Here is a 19,050-nt window from a genome sequence, read left to right on the forward strand (position 1 = left end):
CACCTCAGCGCGCGATGCCGAGCCGCGCCTTCGCGTCGTTGTATTCCTTCTTCAGACGCCGCACGAGCTCGGCGACGTCCGGCACGTCGTCCATCAGGCCGACGCCCTGGCCCGCGCCCCAGATGTCCTTCCACGCCTTCGTCTTGTCGCCGCCGAAGTTCATCCTGGTCTTGTCCGATTCGGGCAGCGCGTCGGGATCGAGGCCCGCGTTCGTAATGCTCTCGCGGATGTAGTTGCCGTGCACGCCGGTGAACAGATTCGTGTAGATGATGTCCGACGCCTTCGCATTGATGATCGCCTGCTTGTAGCTGTCGACCGCGTGCGCTTCTTTGGTGGCGATGAAGCGCGTGCCCATGTACGCGAGGTCCGCGCCCATCGCCTGCGCGGCGAGAATCGAGCCGCCGTTGGCGATCGAGCCCGACAGCACGATCGGGCCGTCGAAAATGCGCCGCACCTCGCCGACCAGCGCGAATGGCGAGGTGGTGCCCGCGTGGCCGCCCGCGCCCGATGCGACCAGAATCAGCCCGTCGACGCCGGCTTCCAGCGCTTTCTGCGCATGACGCAGATTGATCACGTCGTGCAGCACGATGCCGCCGTAGCTATGCACCGCATCGACGATCTCGCGTGCCGGCGCGCGCAGGCTGGTGATGAAGATCGGCACCTTGTGCTCGACGCAGACGCGCACGTCGTGCTCGAGCCGCGCATTCGACTGGTGAACGATCTGATTGACCGCGATCGGGCCGATCACCGCATCCGGGTTCGCGGCTTTGTGCCCGGCGAGTTGCGCCTGGATCTGCGTCAGCCATTCGTCGAGCAGTTCGGCCGGGCGCGCGTTGAGGGCAGGGAACGAGCCGACGATACCGGCCTTGCACTGCGCCAGCACGAGTTCGGGATAGCTGACGATGAACATCGGCGAAGCGACGACGGGCAGCGCGAGGTTTTGCAGAACGGCGGGCAATGCCATGGTGCGAGTCTCCAGGTTGGGCCAACCGGTGCGACGTGCGCCGGCGAATAGATGAATGAGTTTAGCGACACGGCTTGCGGCGTGTTGACCGGCGAATGCGTGTGGCAATCGAACGAAACCGGCATGTCGAAGTCGCGCCAAACATTTAAGAACGGTCGTTCGATTATAGGCGATGCGGGCGACCCGCGCGCGGTAGGCCCGTTTGGAACGGTTCGAAGGAGTATTCAGGTTCCATGTCTGCGTGGGATATCCCACCTCGCACGGACCTGTTGGCCTTCTACAATGCACGGACCTCAAACGATCAACGAGACGTCATGGCCTTCGAAAATTTCACGTCTTTTCGCGTCGCCGTGGGCGATGTCGACATTTTCGGAGTGAAGGGCGGCGCCGGGCCGCCTCTGCTTCTGCTGCACGGCCATCCGCAATCGCATCTGATCTGGGAACGCTGCGCCGCGCCGCTCGCGCAGCACTTCACGGTGATCGCAACCGATCTGCGCGGCTATGGCGCGTCGGGCAAACCGCCGAGCGATGCCGCGCACGCACCGTATTCGAAACGCGTGATGGCCGCCGACCAGGTCGCGGTGATGCGCCACTTCGGCTTCGAGCGCTTCCTCGTCTGTGCGCACGATCGCGGCGCGCGCGTCGCGCACCGGATGGCGCTCGATCACGCCGACGCGGTCGAGCGTTTGATGCTGCTCGATATCGCGCCGACACTCGCGATGTACGAAGCCACCGACCGCGCGTTCGCAACGCACTACTTCCACTGGTTCTTCCTGATCCAGCCCGAGCCGCTGCCCGAAACGTTGATCGGCGCAAATCCGGCCGCCTATGTTGACGCGGTGATGGGCGGACGTCACGCGGGTCTCGCACCGTTCGATCCCGCCGCGCTCGACGCGTATCGGGCGGCGCTCGCGCAACCGGGTGCGGTGCACGCGATGTGCGAGGACTATCGCGCGTCGGCGAGCATCGACCTCGAACATGATCGCGCCGATATCGAGCGCGGCAACAAGATCGGCTGTCCGCTGCGGGTGCTGTGGGGCGACAAGGGTGTGATCGAAAAATGCTTCGATGCGCTCGACGAATGGCGGCATGTCGCGCGCGACGTGAGCGGCCGCGCGCTATCGTGCGGGCACTATCTGCCCGAGGAAGCGCCGGACGAACTGGTCGCCGAGATGCTGTCGTTTTTCGAGACGCTCGAACAATAAGCGCCGGGCTGCTTCGCGCGACCTTCGTTTGACCAGCGATGGACCTTCGTTAGCCGAGCGGCGGCAGCCGTCGCGCGACCGGCGTCGACTTGACGATCGCCGTGCTGGTCTCCGCGCGCTCGGTCACTTTCGACAGGATCTCGTCGAGCTGTTCGATCGAATGCAGGTACAGGCGGCAGATGAAACAGTCGTCGCCGGTCACCTTGTCGCATTCGACGAACTCCGGAATGCGCCGGATCACTTCCTCCACCAGATGCAGCTGCCCGGGCAGCGGCTTCACGCGCACTACCGCCTGCAGCGTGAAGCCGAGCGCGCGCGGATCGATCTGCACGGTGAAGCGCTCGATCACGCCCTGCGCTTCGAGCCGCCGCACGCGTTCGGCCGTGCTGGGCGCCGATAAGCCGACGACGCGCGCGAGTTCGCTGACCGGCTGGCGCGCGTCCTGCGCGAGCGCGGCGAGCAGTGCGCGGTCGGTGTCGTCGAGTGCGACCGGCGTGATCGATGCAAGGCGTTTGCTCATGATGGCCTTCGTTTATGAGGTGCAAATGCGGTAACGCTTAAGTTTAGCCATGTATTCGCGCGGGTGGATTAATTACACTGCCAGTTATGCAGTCACAATCCGGGATCGAATCATGGCTTCAAACAAGGCTTCCGTCACGACCTCGAGCAGTTCGCCCAGCGACATCCGCCGTGGCGCGGCGGAGATGAGCGTCGCGATGCTGATGTCGGGCACGATCGGCTGGCTCGTCGTGTCTTCGCAGCAAAGCCCGTTCAACGTGGTGTTTTTCCGCTGCATTTTCGGCGGCGCGACGCTCGCGCTCGTGTGCGCCGTACTCGGCCTGTTCCGCCGCGAGCTGTTTTCGTGGAAGATGCTCGGCCTCGCGTTGCTCGGCGGCGCGGCGATCGTCGTGAACTGGGTATTGCTGTTCGCCGCGTATTCACGCGCGTCGATCTCAATGGCGACGGCCGTCTACAACACGCAGCCGTTCATGTTGGTCGGCCTCGGCGCGCTGGTGTTTCGCGAGCGCATCAGCGTATCGACGATCGCGTGGCTCGTGGTCGCGTTCGTCGGGCTCGTGTTCGTCGTGAAGGTCGAGCCGGCCGTGCTCGCGGTGCCGGGGCAGTATCTGGTCGGCGTCGCCTATGCGGTCGGTGCGGCGGCGATGTACGCGGTGTCGTCGATCATCACGAAGCGGCTGAAGGGCACGCCGCCGCATCTGCTCGCGCTGATTCAGGTATCGCTCGGCGTGCTGTTGCTCGCGCCGTTCGTACGCTTCGACGCGTTGCCGGCAAACGGCGCGCAGTGGCTCGAACTGATCGTGCTCGGCGTCGTCCATACCGGGCTCATGTACGTGCTGCTGTATGGCGCGATCCAGAAGCTGCCGACGTCGATGACGGGCGCGTTGTCGTTCATCTATCCGGTGGTCGCGATCATCGTCGACCGGCTTGCGTTCGGACAGACGCTCGCATGGATTCAGGTGCTCGGCGCCGCGCTGATTCTGCTGGCGGCGGCGGGCGTCAATCTCGGGTGGCGGATCGTGCCGCAGAGAAAGCGCTTATCGTCCACGTGATGCCGATTCGACATTCAATCGGATATTGCTACGGATCCCGGAACAACGCGCAAGCGTTCAAGCGCCTAACGCCGTTTGATGACAGATCATGTATGCATTCGTAAAACGTGGCGTCAAATTTCTGTAGGGAAATCACCGATGCGATGCAAAAACCCACACGCGTATCATCGACAGCGACGCTGATCACGTCCAACAGATGTTCCGCCGCTCGCTTCGTCGAGCGGTTTTCTTTTTGGCAGCACGGTTTTGCGTTCCGGTGCGCTTTTCCACCGCGCCGGTCGAACCGGTCACATCACAGTTCAATGCCGCGCGAGAATGCGCGTGCCGTCCACTTCGAGCGGCCCATCGTTCGCCGCGAGCTCCCCGATCATTCCCTTCAGCAACGCGGGCCATTCGCCGCGCGGCTTCAGCATCGAGGCGGCGGCGCGCATCACGGCCGCGTCGTCGAGCATGCGCAAAAGCGTGTCCACGCTCATCTCGCGGACTTCGAGCAGCTTGAATACGATCAGCACCTTCAGCGCGTTCCTTGCGTTGCGCGCGGGATCGGCGCGCAACCAGGCGACGCGCGACATCGCGCGTTCGAGCGCCGCTTCGACCTGCGTGAACGGCGCGCCGTGGCCTGGGATGACGACGCGCACGTCGAGCGTTGCGATCAGGTCGAGCACGGCTTGCTGCTCGGCGAAGCCGCTTTCGCCTTCGAGTTCTGGAAAGATCACACCGAAGCCGTTTTCCCACAGCGCATCCGCGCTGATCAGCAAGCGTTCGTCCGCGCAATAGAGCATCAGCGAATGCGGATCGTGGCCCGGCGCGCCGAGCACCTGCCAGTCGAGTGCGCCCAGCCGCAAACGTGCGCCGGGTGCCAGCGTGCCGGTGAAGCCGAAGCGCTCGCAGGTTTGACCAGTCGCGCGAAAGCTGAGGCGAGTTTCGTCCCAGCCGCGCACGGCATCGGCTTCGGATGACGGAATCAGCGTGCGGCACGGCCACGTTGCCTGCAACAGTGCGTTGCCGCCGCAATGATCCGAATGCAGGTGCGTGTTGACGATCAGATCGAGCGGCCGCGTGCGTAACGCATTGCGTACCAGCGCGACCGTTTGCGATGCGTGCGTCGCATAGCCGGTATCGACCAGCGCGGCGCATGTGTCGTCGACGAGCAGCACGTTGTTCGACGACAGCCAGCCGCGTTCGAAAACCCGGATCGATGCGGGCAGCGCGATCATGGCGTCGCCGTGCTCGCGTGCGCGTTTGCGACTGCGGGGGGCTTCGGCATCACGAGGATCGTCGAGGTACCCGTCAACATCAGCTCGCCGCGCTGATTGACCACCGAACCTTCGAGATAGGTCAGATCGCCGTTCAGGCTCGGCTTCCAGTGAGCGTCGCGCACACGCCACGTGATCGTCAGCGTGTCGTGCGCCTGCACTGCCTTCTTCAGCTTGATATCGAATTCGAGGCCGAGCGGTTGCGCGTAAGTAGAGAAATGCGTGGCGAGCAGCGCCATGAAATACGCGGTGGGTTGCGTGCCCGACGCGATCAAGCCTCCAAAGCGGCTTTGCGCGGCATACGCTTCATCGTGATGCAACGGGTTCAGATCGACGACGAGCGTCGCGAACGATTTGATCGAATCCACCGACAACTCGAGCGTCGAACTGAACGTCTCACCGGGCGTCACGATGCGCGGCGCGGCGTTCATTGCTTCTCCTTCGTCGTCGATGTCGTGCGCAGCGCCATTAACGTCGCGTGGCGCACTTCGATCGCGTCCCACACCGCGCGCTTCGCGTCGTTGTCGAGCGTCGACCAGCCGGCGATCTCGTCGATCGTGCGCAGGCATCCTTCGCACCAGCCGGTCGATGCATCCATCCTGCACACGCTGATGCACGGCGACGGCACGCAACCGCCGTCGTCCTTGTCGTCGTAGTCGTTGCCGCTCGCCATCGTGTTCAGGCCGGCTCGCGCAACGCGACATCGACGACCGGCGCGCCTGTGAGCGAGATCAGCTCCTGCGCCGTCAGATTGAACACCGCGTGCGGATGACCGGCGGCCGCCCACAGGCTCTCCAGCTCGAGCAGATCCGCATCGATCAACGTGACCGGCTCGGTCGCGTGACCGACCGGGCACACGCCACCGATCGCATAGCCGGTTTTTTCGCGCACGAACTTCGCGTCCGCGCGGCCGATCTCGCCGACCTGCGCGGCCACTTTCTTTTCGTCGACACGATTCGCGCCGCTCGCGATCACGAGCACCGGCGCGTCGTCTTCGCGGCGCCGGAACAGGATCGACTTCGCGATCTGCGCGACCGAGCAGCCGAGTCCGGCGGCCGCTTCGGCGGAAGTCTTGCCGGTTTCCGGCAGCATCACGATTCGCCCCGCGTGACCGCGTTCGCGCAGCAGCAGCGCGACGCGGCGTGCCGAGTCGGGCAGCGCGGCGAGATCGTCGGAGTCGAAGGACGCGAGGTCGTTCATTGTTTGGGACCCTGAATGAAAATGGATGCTGCGGTTATACGCAGGTGTTTGCTTCGCTGCGCGCCTTCGCGAGCAGCGCTTTACCGGCGCGCGACACGTTGGACCGGCCGATCGCGTTCGAAATGAAGTCGCCGATTTCGACCACTTGCGCGAGGTCGATACCGGTCTCGATGCCGAGGCCGTTCATCAGATACAGCACGTCTTCGGTCGCGACGTTGCCGGTCGCGCCCTTCGCATACGGACAGCCGCCGAGCCCCGCGACCGACGCATGATAAATCTCGACGCCTTCGAGCAGCGCCGCGTAGATGTTCGCGAGCGCCTGGCCATAGGTGTCGTGGAAGTGTCCCGACAGATGCTCGCGCGGAAACACGTCGGTCACGGCCTCGAACACTTCGCGGGTGCGCTTCGGCGTGCCGACGCCGATCGTGTCGGCGATATCGATCTCGTCGCAGCCGAGCGCCGCGAAGCGCTTGACGACGTCGACGACCGACGCGACCGGCACTTCGCCCTGGTACGGACAGCCGAGCGCGCATGACACGCTGCCGCGAATCCGCAGCTTATGTTGTTTCGCCACCGCGGCGACTGGCGCGAATCGCTCGATGCTCTCCGCGATGCTGCAGTTGATGTTCTTCCGCGAGAACGCCTCGCTCGCCGCGCCGAAGATGACGATCTCGTCGGCGCGCGCGGCGAGCGCGCCTTCGAAACCGCGCAGGTTCGGTGTCAGCACCGAGTAAATCGTGCCGTCGCGGCGCTCGATGCCGGCCATCACGTCGGCGCCGTCGGCCATCTGCGGCACCCATTTCGGCGACACGAACGACGCTGCCTCGACGTTGCGGAAGCCCGCCGCCGACAGACGGTTGATCAGCTCGATCTTGGTCGCGGTCGGCACGAATTCCTTTTCGTTCTGCAGCCCGTCGCGCGGACCCACTTCGACGATTTTCACTTGCTTCGGTAAGGCCATGATGTGTCTCCGATCCGATGCGGTTTGATCGCTGTCCCATCCAGGATGGGTGCTGCCGCGTTGCTGCAATTCAATTCAGCCTGCACGCCTGCGACGCATGCGGGCGCGGGTTTCACTCAGTAGCCGCGTTCCAGTTGCACTGCGCCGCTCACCTGCTCGCCGCGCATCATCGCGCCGATCTTGTCCGCGACCTGCGCGACGCTGTCCTCGCGCAACGTCAGCGCCGACGTGTGCGGCGTGATCGTGACGCGCGGCTCGCGCCAGAAAGGATGATCGGCGGGCAGCGGTTCCTCGCGGAACACGTCGAGCGTCGCGGCGGCGAGCTGGCCGCTCGCGAGCGCAGCGAGCAGATCCGCTTCGACGAGATGCGCGCCGCGCGCGACGTTGATCAGATATGCGCCGCGCGCGAGCTTCGCGAAGACTCGCGCATTCAGCACGCTTTCCGTGTCGGGTGTATGCGGCAGCAGATTGACGAGCACCTTCGCGCCGTCGAGGAAGCTATCGAATTGCGCGTCGCCGGCGAACGTCGCGATGCCATCGATCTGCTTCTCGCCGCGAGTAAAGCCGCGCACCGGCAGGCCGAACGAAGCGAGCGTTTGCGCGACCTGCGTGCCGAGCACGCCGAGCCCGAGCACAGCCACCGTGAACGTTGCGCGCGGATGCGGCTCGAGCACTTTCCAGCGGCGCTCGCCTTGCAGCACCTGATATTCGTCGAAGCGGCGCAGATAGCGCAGCACCGCATGCGTCACGTACTCGGCCATCTGCGCGCCCATGCCGGTATCTTCGAGGCGAATCAACGGCACCTCGGGCGGCAACGTGCCCGGATGCGCGCGTTCGAGCGCGAGAATCGCATCGACGCCAGCACCGAGATTGAAGATCGCGCGCAGCGTATTGCGTCCGGCCAGCATCTCGCGCGGCGGACGCCAGACCACCGCGAAATCGGCTGGGCCGGTGTCGCCGGGCTTCCATTCGCGCAGCTCGGCGGCGGGCAGAGCGCGCGCAAAGTCGTGCAGCCACGCGGCGGCTTCGGTGTGCGGTGCGTAGAAGAGTATTTTCATGCGGTGCGGAATGCGTCGGCGTCGATGTGGGCGTGAGCGGGACGGACCCGGAGCGCGCGACGGCAATCGGACGACGCGTGCGGGATCGGGTCTCCTCCCGGTATGAACAGGCTTCATTCTACTTTTTCGACGCAAATCGCGCGCGTTTGCGCACGCACGTGCGCTTCGAGATGCATGCCGTGGTGGGCGTCGAGTTCGCGCGTACCCGCGCATTTCTTCGTTTGCCCGATAACGAAAGCACAAAAACCTGGTTCATCGATGCGCGACCGGGCGGGACAATGATTGCCTGGATTCCTTGCGCAGCGAGGCACGCACATGCTTTCATGCACCCGATCGATCGCAACAATTCCTAATTTGACGCAATTTGAATATTGATTAGGTTTCTTGAATTGGTGTTCAAAGCTTCGCCATGAAAAACACTCCGAAGATTGGATCAACGTCCAACTTTCGGGGTGAATTTCGCCACTATGCGGCGACGCAGACCACTAGTTCGCGCACGCAGCGCATGCGGCTCAGCGGTTCCGCGACTCAATTCGCCACGCTGTGATCCCCATGCCCATGCGCACACCCATGCTCGCACTCGCTCTGCTCGACCGGCATCTGCTGCGCAGCCTCAGCGCGAATCCCCAGGCGCGCGAGCAGCTTGCGATCCGCTTCCGCCTGCGGGTTGCTCGTGGTCAGCAACTGATCGCCGTAGAAAATCGAATTCGCGCCTGCGAGGAAGCACATTGCCTGCAACGCCTCATCCATCTGCTCGCGTCCGGCCGATAGACGTACCATCGCGCGCGGCATCGTGATGCGCGCAATCGCGATCGTGCGCACGAATTCGAACGGATCGATCGCTTCGGTCCCGCTCAGCGGCGTGCCTTGCACCTGCACCAGATTGTTGATCGGCACCGATTCCGGATACGGCTCCATGTTCGCGAGCTGCGCGATCAGCCCCGCGCGTTCGCGGCGCGATTCGCCCATACCGACGATGCCGCCGCAGCACACGTTGATGCCCGCGTCGCGCACGCGTTCGAGCGTGTCGAGGCGATCCTGGTACGTGCGCGTCGAAATGATCTGGCCGTAGAACTCCGGCGACGTATCGAGGTTGTGGTTGTAGTAGTCGAGGCCCGCATCGCGCAGCGCTTGCGCCTGGTGCGTTTCGAGCATGCCGAGCGTCACGCAGGTTTCGAGGCCCATGGCCTTCACGCCGCGGATCATGTCCTTGATCGGCTCCAGATGACGGTCCTTCGGATTGCGCCACGCGGCGCCCATGCAGAAGCGCGTCGCGCCGTTCTGCTTTGCGACCTGCGCGGCGGCCAACACTTCGTCGACCGGCATCAGCTTGTCGGCGGCGAGACCCGTGTCGTGATGCACCGATTGCGGACAGTATGCGCAATCCTCTTCGCAGCCGCCGGTCTTGATCGACAGCAGCGTCGACAGTTGCACCGCATTGGCGTCGAAATGCTCGCGATGCGTTTGCTGCGCGCGAAACAGCAGGTCGTTGAACGGCAGTTCGTACAACGCGACGATATCGGCGACGCGCCAACGCGCGAGCGGTTTCGCTTCAGTAGCGGCTGCGGTCGGATTGCTGTTGGCGGCGCTCGCTTCGGCGGTGCCCGCTGCGATGTTCAGTTGTGTCATATGATCGATCCTCGTAAACGGATGAATTTGGGTTCGGCGCTGCGGGGCAGCGCTATGCCGCGCGCAATTGGCGCAGCGTTTGCAGAAGCCGTCGAATGTCGAGCTGTTGCGCTGCAAGCTCCGGCGACGGCGGGCTGATATGCGGCACGACGCCGAGCAACGGCGCGTCGTACGCTTGCGCGAAATGCACGCGAATCGACGCGATGTTTTCGTCGGGAAAGGTCATGTCCGGGTCGATGCGATTCGCGACCCAGCCCGCGAGCGTTAGACCGCGCGCGGCGATCGCTTCGGCAGTCAGCAGCGCGTGGCTGATGCAGCCGAGCCGCATGCCGACCACCAGCACCACCGGCAGCTTCAGCGCGACGGCGAGATCGGCGGTGTCCTGCGTCGCGGTCAACGGCACGCGAAAGCCGCCGACACCTTCGACTACGACCACCTCGGCGAGCTTCAACGCTTGGCTGTGGCACGCGACGATGTGCTCGAGATCGAACGAGACGTTTTCCAGCGCCGCCGCGATGTGCGGCGCGGCCGGTTCCCTCAGCAGATACGGCGTGCGCATGGCGGGCGGCAGCAGCACGCTCGACGCGGCATCGAGCTGATCCGCGTCCTCGTTGTGCAGCACGCCGTTCACTTCGAACGCGCCTGCCGCGATCGGCTTCATCGCGGCTGCCTGCAGGCCTTCGCGCACGAAGCCGCGCAATAGCGCCGACGACACAAAGGTCTTGCCGATTTCCGTATCGGTGCCGGTGACGAACAGCGACAGCGCGCCGTCATCGTTAATCATGTTGCTCATGCCGCGCGCGCTCCGACTTGTTGCAGGCCGGCCTCGAGCCGGTCGAGATCCGCATGGGAGTGCGCGGCCGACAGCGAGATGCGCAGGCGCGACGTGCCGGTCGGCACGGTCGGCGGACGGATCGCGGGCACCCACAGCCCCGCGCGATCGAGGGACGCGGCGATGTCGAGCGTCGCATCGTTCGCGCCGATGATCAGCGGTTGCACGGCCGTATGTGAATCGACGGGCAGCCACGGCGTCGCCTTCAGCATCGCGCGCGTGCGTTCGATCAGTTGCTGGAGATGCGCGCGGCGCGCATCGCCTTCCACGCCGCCGATGATGCGCAGACTCGCCGACACCGCATGCGCGGCCGCCGGCACCGACGCGGTCGTGAAGATATACGGACGCGCGCGCTGCACGAGCCATTCGATCACGGTCGCATGGGCGACGACGAACGCGCCGGAGACACCCGCCGCCTTGCCGAGCGTGCCGATCGAGATCAGATGCGGCGAGCGCAGCGCGGCTTGCGCAATCGCGCCACGGCCTTGCGGACCGAGCACGCCGAAGCCGTGCGCATCGTCGACGATCAGCCATGCGCCGTGCCGCTCGGCGAGTTCGAGGCAAACGCGGCAGCGGCGCGATGTCGCCGTCCATGCTGAACACCGTGTCGGACACGATCACCTTGACGTCCGCCTCCGACGCTTCGAGCATCGCGCTCAATGCATCCACGTCGCAGTGCGGATAGATCTGCACATCCGCGCGCGACAGCCGCGCGCCGTCGATCAGCGAAGCGTGATTGAGCGCATCGGAGAACAGCGTCGTGCCGCGGCCCGCGAGCGCGGTCAGCGTCGCGAGATTCGCCATATAGCCGGTGCTGAAATACAACGCGCGGGCGTCGTCGAGAAAGCCTCCGGCAAATTCGGCGAGATCGTCTTCGAGTTGCGCATGCGCACGCGAATGACCGCCGAGCAGATGCGAGCCGCCGCTGCCCGCGCCATACAGGCGCGCGCCTTCGGCGATCGCGTCGATCAATTGCGGATGCGCGGCAAGGCCCAGATAGTCGTTGCTCGCGAAGCCGATGATTTCACGGCCGTCGACCGTCATGTGCGCGGCGCATGGTGTGTCGGCGGTGCGCCGGCGTCGGCGCAGGCCGCGCGCGTCGATTTCCTTCAGGCCTTCGGCGAGTGTGTCGAGCAGATGCATCAGCGGGCCTCCGCGAGCGTGGCGTCGAAGGTGTCACGCGTGCGCGTGGCGAGCAGCGCGAGTTCTTCGTCTTCGAGGATGTACGGCGGCATCAGGTACACGGTGGTGCCGATCGGGCGCAACAACAGCTCGCGTTGCAGCGCGTTTTCGAAGAAGCGGCGCGAGAACGTTTTGGCTTGCTGAGGATCGTCGATCATTGCGTCGAACGCGAAGATCGTGCCGCGCTGACGCAGATTGCGCACCTGCGCGTGCTCGACGAGCGGCGCGAGCGCGGCCGCGAGCGTCGCCGATTTGCGTGCGTTGGCGGCGAGCACGTCGTCGCTCGTGAACAGATCGAGCGTCGCGAGCGCGGCGCGGCACGCGAGCGGATTGCCGGTGTACGAGTGCGAGTGCAGGAAGCCGCGCGCGGTGTCGTCGTGATAGAAGGCCGCGAAGATCTCGTCGCGCGACAGCACGATCGACAGCGGCAGATAGCCGCCGCTGATGCCTTTGGACAGACACAGGAAGTCCGGCCACACGCCCGCCTGTTCGCACGCGAAGAACGTGCCGGTGCGGCCGCAGCCGACTGCGATTTCGTCTGCGATCAGATGCACGCCGTACCGGTCGCACAACGCGCGCAATCCGGCGACGTACGACGCGTCGTGCATCGCCATGCCGGCCGCGCATTGCACGAGCGGCTCGACGATCAGTGCGGCGATGCGGTTCGCGCGCGCCTCGAACAGCGCACGCACATGGTCGAGCGCGCGGCGCGCGACGTCGGCGGCGGTTTCGCCCGCTTGCGCGAGCCGCACATCGGGCGAGGCGACGACGTGGGCGTGACGAATCAGCGGATCGTACGCATCCTTGAACAGCGCGACGTCGGTCACGCCGAGCGCGCCGATCGTCTCGCCGTGATAGCTGTTGGCGATGCAGACGAATTCCTGCTTGTCGGCGTAGCCCCGGTTGCGCCAGCTGTGAAAGCTCATCTTCAGCGCGATCTCGACCGCCGACGCGCCATCCGACGCGAAGAACGCGTGGCCGAGCGTGTTGCCGGTCAACGCGTGCAGACGTTCCGCGAGTTCGACGGCGGGCTCGTGCGTGCAGCCAGCGAGCATCGCGTGTTCGAGCGTATCGAGCTGATCTTTCAGCGCCGCGTTGATGCGCGGGTTCGCATGACCGAACAGATTGACCCACCACGAACTGATCGCGTCGAGATAGCGATGACCGGCGCGATCGTACAGCCACGCGCCTTGACCGCGCGCGACGGGGATCAGCGGCAGACGTTCGTGGTGCTTCATCTGCGTGCACGGATGCCACACCGCGCGCAGGCTGCGGGCGACCCAATCTTCAGGGGCGACCGGGGGGACTGCTGACTTTTCCAAAGAGGTACTCCAGGGTGCTTTTTTGCCACGCACGCAAGCCTCGGCGAGTGCGCGGGGTCGAGATTAGCGGTTTATTTGGTCGCGCGCATCAACCTCGAAATGCTCGTTTTTCGCGGTGGCGTCGAGGTTTAGCATCGTTCGATGCAGCTCGTTCGAGTTCGTGAGGGAAGCTCGCCAATCGACGGAGATAGCGACGTCAAAGTAATGGGCTGTTACTGGCCAGAATTTGGGGTGACGAGGTGTTTTTTGCGGGGGAACTGAGCGCACAAGAAAAAGCCCGCCAATACGGCGGGCTTGCGGCACATCAGAATCAGGCGCGATTCACGCCTCGATTCACGGCTCTATTCGTACTTCACTCCCGGCTCGCAATCGCTTTGCGCCCATTGGCATCGGCATCGCTTGCATCCGCCGTCTGCGAGTTCTGATTGCCCCACACGACCGCGTTATCGACCGCATACAACCGGCACGGATCGGAGCTCTGCTTCTGGCAATTCGTCACCGCCACCGACATCGGATCGTCGCCGCCCTCGGCCCACGACCACGCGCCCGAATCCGACACCGCGAACGCGCGGCTCGGATACTGATGCAGGAAGTTGCGATAGCCATTGCGGCCCTCGTTGTCGAGGTACGGCACCGAGTCGACCGCGTCGAGCGCGGCGAATCCGGTTGCCTTCGGCGCGGCCGGATCGGCGACGTGATACTGCACGGCAGTCGGCATACCGGCGCGCGCGAGGAACGCTTCGACGGCCGGCCACCATACGTGCACGCCGTCGCGGTCGCCGACCAGCCGATGCGCGTCGTTCTTGTAGTGGCCGAAGTCGACCATCTTCGCGCTGGCGCCGTGTGCGCCGTACGCGGCGTACATGCCCGCGACGAGCGGCGCGTTCCACACCGAATCGTTATCGCCATAGAGCCACAGCGACGGCACCGCAGTCTTTTCGCCGTACGCGCCGAATGCGCGCGTCAGATTGCCTTGCCAGTCTTCGCAGGCGTCCTGGCGCAGGCCGCCCGAGAAATTGATCAGCGCGCGCACGCCGGGCGCCGCTTCGGTCCCGTATGCGATCGTCGCAAGACCGCCATGCGAGGTGCCGGCCACCGCGATGTGCGTCGCGTCGACATAAGGTTGCTTCGACATGTAATCGATCGTCGCTGCGACGTCGCCGGCCTGGCCAAGGCCGTTGCGCTCGACGTCGCAGCCGTCCTGCTCGTACACGCCGTCCGAGTGACCGAAGCCCTGGCGGTTCGGCGCGACGACGACGTAACCGCGGCGCACGAATTCGCGCGCGAACGGCAGCGGGTCGCTGCGTTCCTGCGTGCGCGGGTCGCCCGGAATCTTGCCGTGGTTGAAGACGATCATCGGGAACGGGCCGGGGCCGTCCGGCTTGTAGATCGTGGTTTCAAGCGTGACCGTGCCGGCGGCGTCGACCGGTACGCGGATGATCCTTTCGTTCAGGTGAGCGGTGGGCAGGTAGACGTCGTCGTCCAGCGCGAGGCGCGGCACGCGGGCGCGCGACAGCGGTCCCTGGATGTCGCTCGACGGCGTCGCGTCGTGTGCGGAAAGGGACGAGTAGGCGAGCGGATCGGCATGCGCGATCGTGACAGCACACGTGGCCGCGGCGCAGATCGCCGCACACTTCGTCAGAACCTTGCTCAACACCATTGACGCACCTGCTTTAAAGACGTGTCCTGAATTCCGTGCTGTCCGGTTGCGCAAAACGCGGCTGACATTCAGCTTTCGTTCGCGATTTCGACACAAACAGACTCACTCGCGAACGTTGCGGGAAGCGCACGCACGCAAATCGAGATCGCACGGGATGAACCCAACGGCCGACGCGACCCCACGCGTCGAGGATGAACGTCACCTGATGCTGTCGGAGTCCGCGCGGCTCGCGTTCGATCAGCGGCCGGTCAGCCTTCCTTTGCATGTTGCGGAGCCGGTATGACCCGCTCTCGCAATGTGACGTCATGAAACTACGGACTCATCCTGGCACGACAATTTTGTTTTGTGCAATCAAGGAGAACCCGTGACGAAAAAATTGCTGCATGTGCGAACGAGGCTTCAAAGCCTTGCCGGGCAAGGGCCGGGGACATGTGGCGGGAAGCGGCGAGCAAAGGTCGTGTCAGTGCTGTGGCGCGAGGCCAACGAAGAAGCCCGCGTGAAAGGAACGAAAAAAGGCCTATGCAAAGGCCTTTATAAAGTTTGTGGAGGGCAAGTGAAAGACACGAGAAAGCTTCGGCGCGTAATGCAGCGATTGCTTAATCGGCGCATGCTCTTCATTTACTCATTGACGTCGCCATCGACATAACGCCAGCGGCCATCATCGCCGCGCACGAATCGACTCGATTCATGCAACCGATAAGCACGTCCCCCCACTTTGTAGCGGGCGATGAATTCGACGGTCGCGCGATCGGCATCGCTTTCGGCGAAGCCTTTGATCTGCAGTCCGAGCCAACGGGGCGCGTCGGGCGCGGTGGGATCGACGTCGAGATCGGCGGGGCAGGTGCGGGGGTCCCACGTCGCGCGCAGGTAGTCGGTTGCACCGAGCACGTACGCGCTATAGCGCGAGCGCATCAGTTCGAGCGCGCGCGGCGCGGCTTCGCCGCCGTCGATATAGCGGCCGCAGCATTGCACGAAACGCGGGGCTTTGGTCGCGGTGCCCCCGCGTGCGTCGGGCGCGGCGCCGCCGCACGGACAGTCGACAGGTCTTTGCAGTGACAACAATGGCTTGTTCATTGAAATTTCAGTTGAGCGCCCGAGCGATCAGGATCTTCTGGATGTCGCTCGTGCCTTCGTAGATCTGGCACACGCGCACGTCGCGGTAAATCCGCTCGACCGGGAAGTCGCTCAGATAACCGTAGCCGCCGTGAGTCTGCAAGGCGGCCGAGCAGATGCGCTCGGCCGCTTCGGAGGCGAACAGTTTTGCCATCGCGGCTTCGGTCAGACACGGCTGGCCCGCGTCCTTCAGCGATGCCGCGTGCCAGATCAATTGACGCGCGGCTTCGAGTTGGGTCGCCATGTCGGCAAGGCGAAACTGCACCGCCTGGTGCGAGAACAGCGGCGCGCCGAAGCTCTCGCGTTCTTTTGCGTAAGTCAGCGCCGCCTCGAACGCGGCGCGTGCCATGCCGACGCTTTGCGCGGCGATACCGATGCGCCCGCCTTCGAGACCCGACAACGCGATCCGGTAGCCTTCGCCTTCCGCGCCGATCAGGTTCGCGGCCGGCACGCGGCACGCCTCGAATACGATTTGCGCCGTATCCGACGAATGCTGGCCGAGCTTGTCTTCGACCCGCGCGACCACGTAGCCCGGTGTGCCGGTGGGCACGATGAACGCGCTGATGCCGCGCTTGCCAGCGGCCTTGTCGGTGACGGCCATCACGATCGCGACGTCGCCGTTCTTGCCGCTCGTGATGAACTGTTTGACGCCATTCAGCAGGTACGCGTCGCCGTCGCGTGTCGCGGTGGTGCGCAGCGCCGACGCATCCGAGCCCGCTTGCGGCTCGGTCAGGCAGAACGCGCCGAGCATCTCGCCGCGCGCGAGCGGCGTGAGCCAGTCGCGCTTCTGCGCGTCGTTGCCATAAGTGAGCAGGATGCTGCACACGGGGCAGTTGTTCACCGAGATCGCGGTCGACGTGCCGCCGTCGCCGGCCGCGATTTCTTCGAGGATCAACGCGAGCGCGAGCGCGTCCATGCCCGCGCCGCCATACGCTTCGGGCACCAGCACGCCATAAGCACCGAGCTCGGCGAGCTGCCGGTGCACGTCGCGCGGGAAGGTGCGGTCGCGGTCCCATTGCGCCGCGTACGGCGTGATCTCTTCGCGCACGAAGGTGCGCAGCGCGTCGCGCACCATCAGGTGATCCTGATCAAGCACCATGAGCGTGTCTCCGGTCCCATGCAACGTAGTTGTCTACCAGTCGAGCTGCGTGCCGTCGTACTGAAAGAAGCGGCCGTGAAAAGCGTCGCGCGATGCCGCCGCCTGCGCCAGCACCTCGCGCATGCCAGCGACGCTGCGCTCGGGATCGAGCGCGGCCTGCGCGCCGCCCATGTCGGTGCGCACCCAGCCCGGATGCAGCGACACGCAGGTCGCGCGCTGCGCGTCGAGCGACGCGAGCTTCAGCACGGCGTTCAGCGCCGCCTTGCTCGCGCGATACAGCCAGCCGGTCGTGCCGCTTGCATCGGCGATGCTGCCCATGCGACTCGAAATCACCGCGAGCATTCCGTCCGTTTCCTCGACGAGCGGCAGCAGGATTGGCAGCAACTGCATCGGGCCGCGCACGTTCGTGTGCATTACGTGATCGAAGTCCTCGGCGGTGATCGTTTCGATGCCTTCGGTGCGCGGACCGTACACGCCCGACACCAGGATTGCGGCATCGAGCCGTTCGCCGTCGAGCTTCCAGCCGAGCGCCGCGATGTCTTCGGGCGCGGTGACGTCGAGCGCGAAGGTTTCGGCGCCGAGTTCGTTGAGCGCGTCGAGCGCGGCGCCGTCGCGCGCGGTCGCGAGCACGCGCCAGCCGCTCTTTCTGTACTGCCGGACGAATTCCTGGCCGATGCCACGCGATGCACCGACGATCAACACTGTTTTCATCGTATTCCTCGAAGATTTTGTGGATGCATCAGATCAGTTCGACACCCATCGCGGTCGCCTCGCCGCCGCCGATACACAGCGTCGCGACACCGCGCTTCAGACCGCGATTCTTCAGCGCGCCGATCAGCGTGACGAGAATGCGCGCGCCCGAGGCGCCGATCGGATGGCCTAACGCGCACGCGCCGCCGTTCACGTTGACCTTGTTGTGCGGTAAATCGTGCTCTTTCATCGCGGCCATCGTGACGACCGCGAACGCTTCGTTGATCTCGTACAGATCGACGTCGCCGGCGCGCCAACCGTTCTTCCCGAGCAGCTTGCGGATCGCGCCGACCGGCGCGGTGGTGAACTTCGCGGGCGCCTGCGCGAACGTCGAATGACCGACGACGCGTGCGAGCGGCGCCACGCCGAGCCGTTTCGCGGTCGACTCGCGCATCATCACGAGCGCGGCCGCGCCGTCCGAGATCGACGACGAGTTCGCCGCCGTCACGGTGCCGGTCTTGCTGAACGCGGGCTTCAGCGTGGGGATCTTGTCGAGGTTGGCCTTGAACGGCTGCTCGTCGCGCGCGATCGTGACGTCACCCTTTCGGCCCGCTACGGTGACCGGCGCGATTTCCCAGTCGAACGAGCCGTCCTCGTTCGCGCGCTTTGCGCGGTTCAACGACTCGACCGCGAACGCATCCTGCGCCTCGCGCGTGAAGTCGAACGACGCCGCGCACTCCTCGGCGAACGCGCCCATCAGACGGCCTTTGTCGTAGGCGTCTTCGAGACCGTCGTAGAACATGTGGTCGAGCACCTGGCCGTGGCCCATGCGCATGCCGCCGCGCGCTTTCGGCAACAGATACGGCGCGTTCGTCATGCTCTCCATGCCGCCCGCGACGATCACGTCGAGCGAGCCGGCGGCCAGCATGTCGTGCGCGAACATCGCCGCGCGCATGCCGGAGCCGCACATCTTGTTGACCGTCGTGCAGCCGGGTGGCGAGCGGCAGACCCGCACCGAGCGCGGCCTGGCGCGCGGGCGCCTGGCCGAGGCCGGCGGGCAGCACGCAACCGATCACCGCTTCGTCGATCTGCTCGGGCTTCAGACCCGCTCGTTCTGCGGCCGCCTTGATCGCGACCGCGCCGAGTTGCGGCGCGCTCAGCGACGCGAAGTCGCCCTGAAAGCCGGCCATCGGCGTGCGCGCCGCGCTGACGATTACGATTGGATCGGCGTTGATACCACTGTGGTTTGCGTCACTCATGTTCGAGCTCCTTGGTCATAGCTTGGATGGCTACCGCCGCGCGTTGCCC

The 19,050-nt window shown here is 65.0% G+C and carries 18 protein-coding genes and 2 pseudogenes; 3 read left to right on the plus strand and 17 right to left on the minus strand.

The window, feature by feature from the left end:
- Positions 1-4: 4 nt before the first annotated feature.
- Entirely contained in the window at positions 5-964 is a 960-nt protein-coding gene (locus OKW40_RS17635) for an NAD(P)H-dependent flavin oxidoreductase (protein WP_429356499.1), read from the minus strand.
- A gap of 314 nt (positions 965-1,278) precedes the next feature.
- Here OKW40_RS17635 and OKW40_RS17640 point away from each other — a divergent pair, with 314 nt between their 5' ends.
- Complete coding sequence (locus OKW40_RS17640) at positions 1,279-2,169, plus strand: alpha/beta fold hydrolase (RefSeq protein ID WP_429294382.1); 891 nt, start codon at positions 1,279-1,281, stop codon at positions 2,167-2,169.
- Positions 2,170-2,218: 49 nt separating this feature from the next.
- Here OKW40_RS17640 and OKW40_RS17645 read toward each other — a convergent pair whose 3' ends face one another.
- Positions 2,219-2,689: an Lrp/AsnC family transcriptional regulator gene (locus OKW40_RS17645; RefSeq protein ID WP_184026307.1), complete on the minus strand. Its 471-nt coding sequence runs from the start codon at positions 2,687-2,689 to the stop codon at positions 2,219-2,221.
- 112 nt (positions 2,690-2,801) lie between these two features.
- Here OKW40_RS17645 and OKW40_RS17650 point away from each other — a divergent pair, with 112 nt between their 5' ends.
- Entirely contained in the window at positions 2,802-3,740 is a 939-nt protein-coding gene (locus tag OKW40_RS17650) for a DMT family transporter (protein ID WP_429490730.1), read from the plus strand.
- Positions 3,741-4,039: 299 nt separating this feature from the next.
- Here the strand turns inward: OKW40_RS17650 and OKW40_RS17655 are convergent, their stop codons facing one another.
- From OKW40_RS17655 to OKW40_RS17705, 11 genes and pseudogenes are all read right to left on the minus strand, one after another.
- Positions 4,040-4,957: an MBL fold metallo-hydrolase gene (locus OKW40_RS17655; RefSeq protein ID WP_184062674.1), complete on the minus strand. Its 918-nt coding sequence runs from the start codon at positions 4,955-4,957 to the stop codon at positions 4,040-4,042.
- Positions 4,954-5,427, minus strand: a complete 474-nt coding sequence (locus OKW40_RS17660; protein WP_429356501.1) for a MaoC family dehydratase — start codon at positions 5,425-5,427, stop codon at positions 4,954-4,956. Before OKW40_RS17660 ends, OKW40_RS17655 begins: the two co-directional genes overlap by 4 nt.
- A complete protein-coding gene (locus tag OKW40_RS17665; RefSeq protein WP_429490732.1) occupies positions 5,424-5,669 on the minus strand; it encodes a DUF1289 domain-containing protein in 246 nt (81 codons plus the stop codon). The genes OKW40_RS17660 and OKW40_RS17665 overlap by 4 nt, the downstream gene beginning before the upstream one ends.
- A 5-nt stretch (positions 5,670-5,674) precedes the next feature.
- Positions 5,675-6,196 (minus strand): YbaK/EbsC family protein, encoded by a 522-nt coding sequence (locus OKW40_RS17670; RefSeq protein WP_184051277.1) that lies wholly within the window; start codon positions 6,194-6,196, stop codon positions 5,675-5,677.
- Positions 6,197-6,230: 34 nt separating this feature from the next.
- On the minus strand, positions 6,231-7,157 hold the full coding sequence (locus OKW40_RS17675; protein WP_429490734.1) for a hydroxymethylglutaryl-CoA lyase: 927 nt from the start codon (positions 7,155-7,157) through the stop codon (positions 6,231-6,233).
- A gap of 116 nt (positions 7,158-7,273) precedes the next feature.
- Complete coding sequence (locus OKW40_RS17680) at positions 7,274-8,215, minus strand: 2-hydroxyacid dehydrogenase (protein WP_429490736.1); 942 nt, start codon at positions 8,213-8,215, stop codon at positions 7,274-7,276.
- Positions 8,216-8,743: 528 nt separating this feature from the next.
- Positions 8,744-9,844 (minus strand): biotin synthase BioB, encoded by a 1,101-nt coding sequence (gene bioB / locus OKW40_RS17685; RefSeq protein ID WP_429490738.1) that lies wholly within the window; start codon positions 9,842-9,844, stop codon positions 8,744-8,746.
- A gap of 52 nt (positions 9,845-9,896) precedes the next feature.
- Entirely contained in the window at positions 9,897-10,637 is a 741-nt protein-coding gene (bioD, locus tag OKW40_RS17690; RefSeq protein WP_429490740.1) for a dethiobiotin synthase, read from the minus strand.
- Positions 10,634-11,819, minus strand: a pseudogene (bioF, locus tag OKW40_RS17695) (8-amino-7-oxononanoate synthase). Before bioF ends, bioD begins: the two are co-directional and overlap by 4 nt.
- Positions 11,819-13,180, minus strand: a complete 1,362-nt coding sequence (bioA, locus tag OKW40_RS17700) for an adenosylmethionine--8-amino-7-oxononanoate transaminase (RefSeq protein WP_429490741.1) — start codon at positions 13,178-13,180, stop codon at positions 11,819-11,821. The pseudogene bioF and the gene bioA overlap by 1 nt, the downstream one beginning before the upstream one ends.
- 352 nt (positions 13,181-13,532) lie before the next feature.
- Positions 13,533-14,840 carry a dienelactone hydrolase family protein gene (locus OKW40_RS17705; RefSeq protein WP_429356509.1) on the minus strand — a complete coding sequence of 436 codons (1,308 nt, stop codon included), beginning with the start codon at positions 14,838-14,840 and terminating at the stop codon, positions 13,533-13,535.
- Positions 14,841-14,994: 154 nt separating this feature from the next.
- Here OKW40_RS17705 and OKW40_RS17710 point away from each other — a divergent pair, with 154 nt between their 5' ends.
- Complete coding sequence (locus tag OKW40_RS17710; protein WP_429490743.1) at positions 14,995-15,123, plus strand: hypothetical protein; 129 nt, start codon at positions 14,995-14,997, stop codon at positions 15,121-15,123.
- A gap of 335 nt (positions 15,124-15,458) precedes the next feature.
- Here the strand turns inward: OKW40_RS17710 and OKW40_RS17715 are convergent, their stop codons facing one another.
- From OKW40_RS17715 to OKW40_RS17730, 4 genes and pseudogenes are all read right to left on the minus strand, one after another.
- Positions 15,459-15,914 (minus strand): YchJ family protein, encoded by a 456-nt coding sequence (locus OKW40_RS17715; protein WP_429490745.1) that lies wholly within the window; start codon positions 15,912-15,914, stop codon positions 15,459-15,461.
- Positions 15,915-15,921: 7 nt separating this feature from the next.
- The gene (locus OKW40_RS17720; protein WP_429490747.1) at positions 15,922-17,052 is read right to left on the minus strand and encodes an acyl-CoA dehydrogenase family protein; all 1,131 of its coding nucleotides are present in this window, start codon (positions 17,050-17,052) and stop codon (positions 15,922-15,924) included.
- A 33-nt stretch (positions 17,053-17,085) separates the two neighbouring features.
- Positions 17,086-17,763 carry an SDR family oxidoreductase gene (locus OKW40_RS17725; RefSeq protein ID WP_429490749.1) on the minus strand — a complete coding sequence of 226 codons (678 nt, stop codon included), beginning with the start codon at positions 17,761-17,763 and terminating at the stop codon, positions 17,086-17,088.
- A gap of 28 nt (positions 17,764-17,791) precedes the next feature.
- Positions 17,792-19,001: pseudogene (locus tag OKW40_RS17730) on the minus strand (acetyl-CoA C-acetyltransferase).
- Between the last annotated feature and the right edge of the window lie 49 nt (positions 19,002-19,050).

Origin of the sequence: Paraburkholderia sp. RAU6.4a, from assembly GCF_050435625.1 — a bacterium.
In the GTDB taxonomy this organism is placed as follows: domain Bacteria; phylum Pseudomonadota; class Gammaproteobacteria; order Burkholderiales; family Burkholderiaceae; genus Paraburkholderia; species Paraburkholderia tuberum.

Bases quoted from the DNA above. Each gene is read 5' to 3' on its own strand.
- OKW40_RS17720 (WP_429490747.1), bottom strand. From the start codon at position 17,052: ATGGTGCTTGATCAGGATCACCTGATGGTGCGCGACGCGCTGCGCACC.
- OKW40_RS17655 (WP_184062674.1), bottom strand. From the start codon at position 4,957: ATGATCGCGCTGCCCGCATCGATCCGGGTTTTCGAACGCGGCTGGCTG.
- OKW40_RS17645 (WP_184026307.1), bottom strand. From the start codon at position 2,689: ATGAGCAAACGCCTTGCATCGATCACGCCGGTCGCACTCGACGACACC.
- OKW40_RS17680 (WP_429490736.1), bottom strand. From the start codon at position 8,215: ATGAAAATACTCTTCTACGCACCGCACACCGAAGCCGCCGCGTGGCTG.
- OKW40_RS17635 (WP_429356499.1), bottom strand. From the start codon at position 964: ATGGCATTGCCCGCCGTTCTGCAAAACCTCGCGCTGCCCGTCGTCGCT.
- bioD (WP_429490740.1), bottom strand. From the start codon at position 10,637: ATGAGCAACATGATTAACGATGACGGCGCGCTGTCGCTGTTCGTCACC.
- OKW40_RS17660 (WP_429356501.1), bottom strand. From the start codon at position 5,427: ATGAACGCCGCGCCGCGCATCGTGACGCCCGGTGAGACGTTCAGTTCG.
- OKW40_RS17710 (WP_429490743.1), top strand. From the start codon at position 14,995: ATGAACCCAACGGCCGACGCGACCCCACGCGTCGAGGATGAACGTCAC.
- OKW40_RS17665 (WP_429490732.1), bottom strand. From the start codon at position 5,669: ATGGCGAGCGGCAACGACTACGACGACAAGGACGACGGCGGTTGCGTG.
- OKW40_RS17640 (WP_429294382.1), top strand. From the start codon at position 1,279: ATGGCCTTCGAAAATTTCACGTCTTTTCGCGTCGCCGTGGGCGATGTC.
- OKW40_RS17705 (WP_429356509.1), bottom strand. From the start codon at position 14,840: ATGGTGTTGAGCAAGGTTCTGACGAAGTGTGCGGCGATCTGCGCCGCG.
- OKW40_RS17670 (WP_184051277.1), bottom strand. From the start codon at position 6,196: ATGAACGACCTCGCGTCCTTCGACTCCGACGATCTCGCCGCGCTGCCC.
- OKW40_RS17650 (WP_429490730.1), top strand. From the start codon at position 2,802: ATGGCTTCAAACAAGGCTTCCGTCACGACCTCGAGCAGTTCGCCCAGC.
- bioB (WP_429490738.1), bottom strand. From the start codon at position 9,844: ATGACACAACTGAACATCGCAGCGGGCACCGCCGAAGCGAGCGCCGCC.
- OKW40_RS17715 (WP_429490745.1), bottom strand. From the start codon at position 15,914: ATGAACAAGCCATTGTTGTCACTGCAAAGACCTGTCGACTGTCCGTGC.
- OKW40_RS17725 (WP_429490749.1), bottom strand. From the start codon at position 17,763: ATGAAAACAGTGTTGATCGTCGGTGCATCGCGTGGCATCGGCCAGGAA.
- OKW40_RS17675 (WP_429490734.1), bottom strand. From the start codon at position 7,157: ATGGCCTTACCGAAGCAAGTGAAAATCGTCGAAGTGGGTCCGCGCGAC.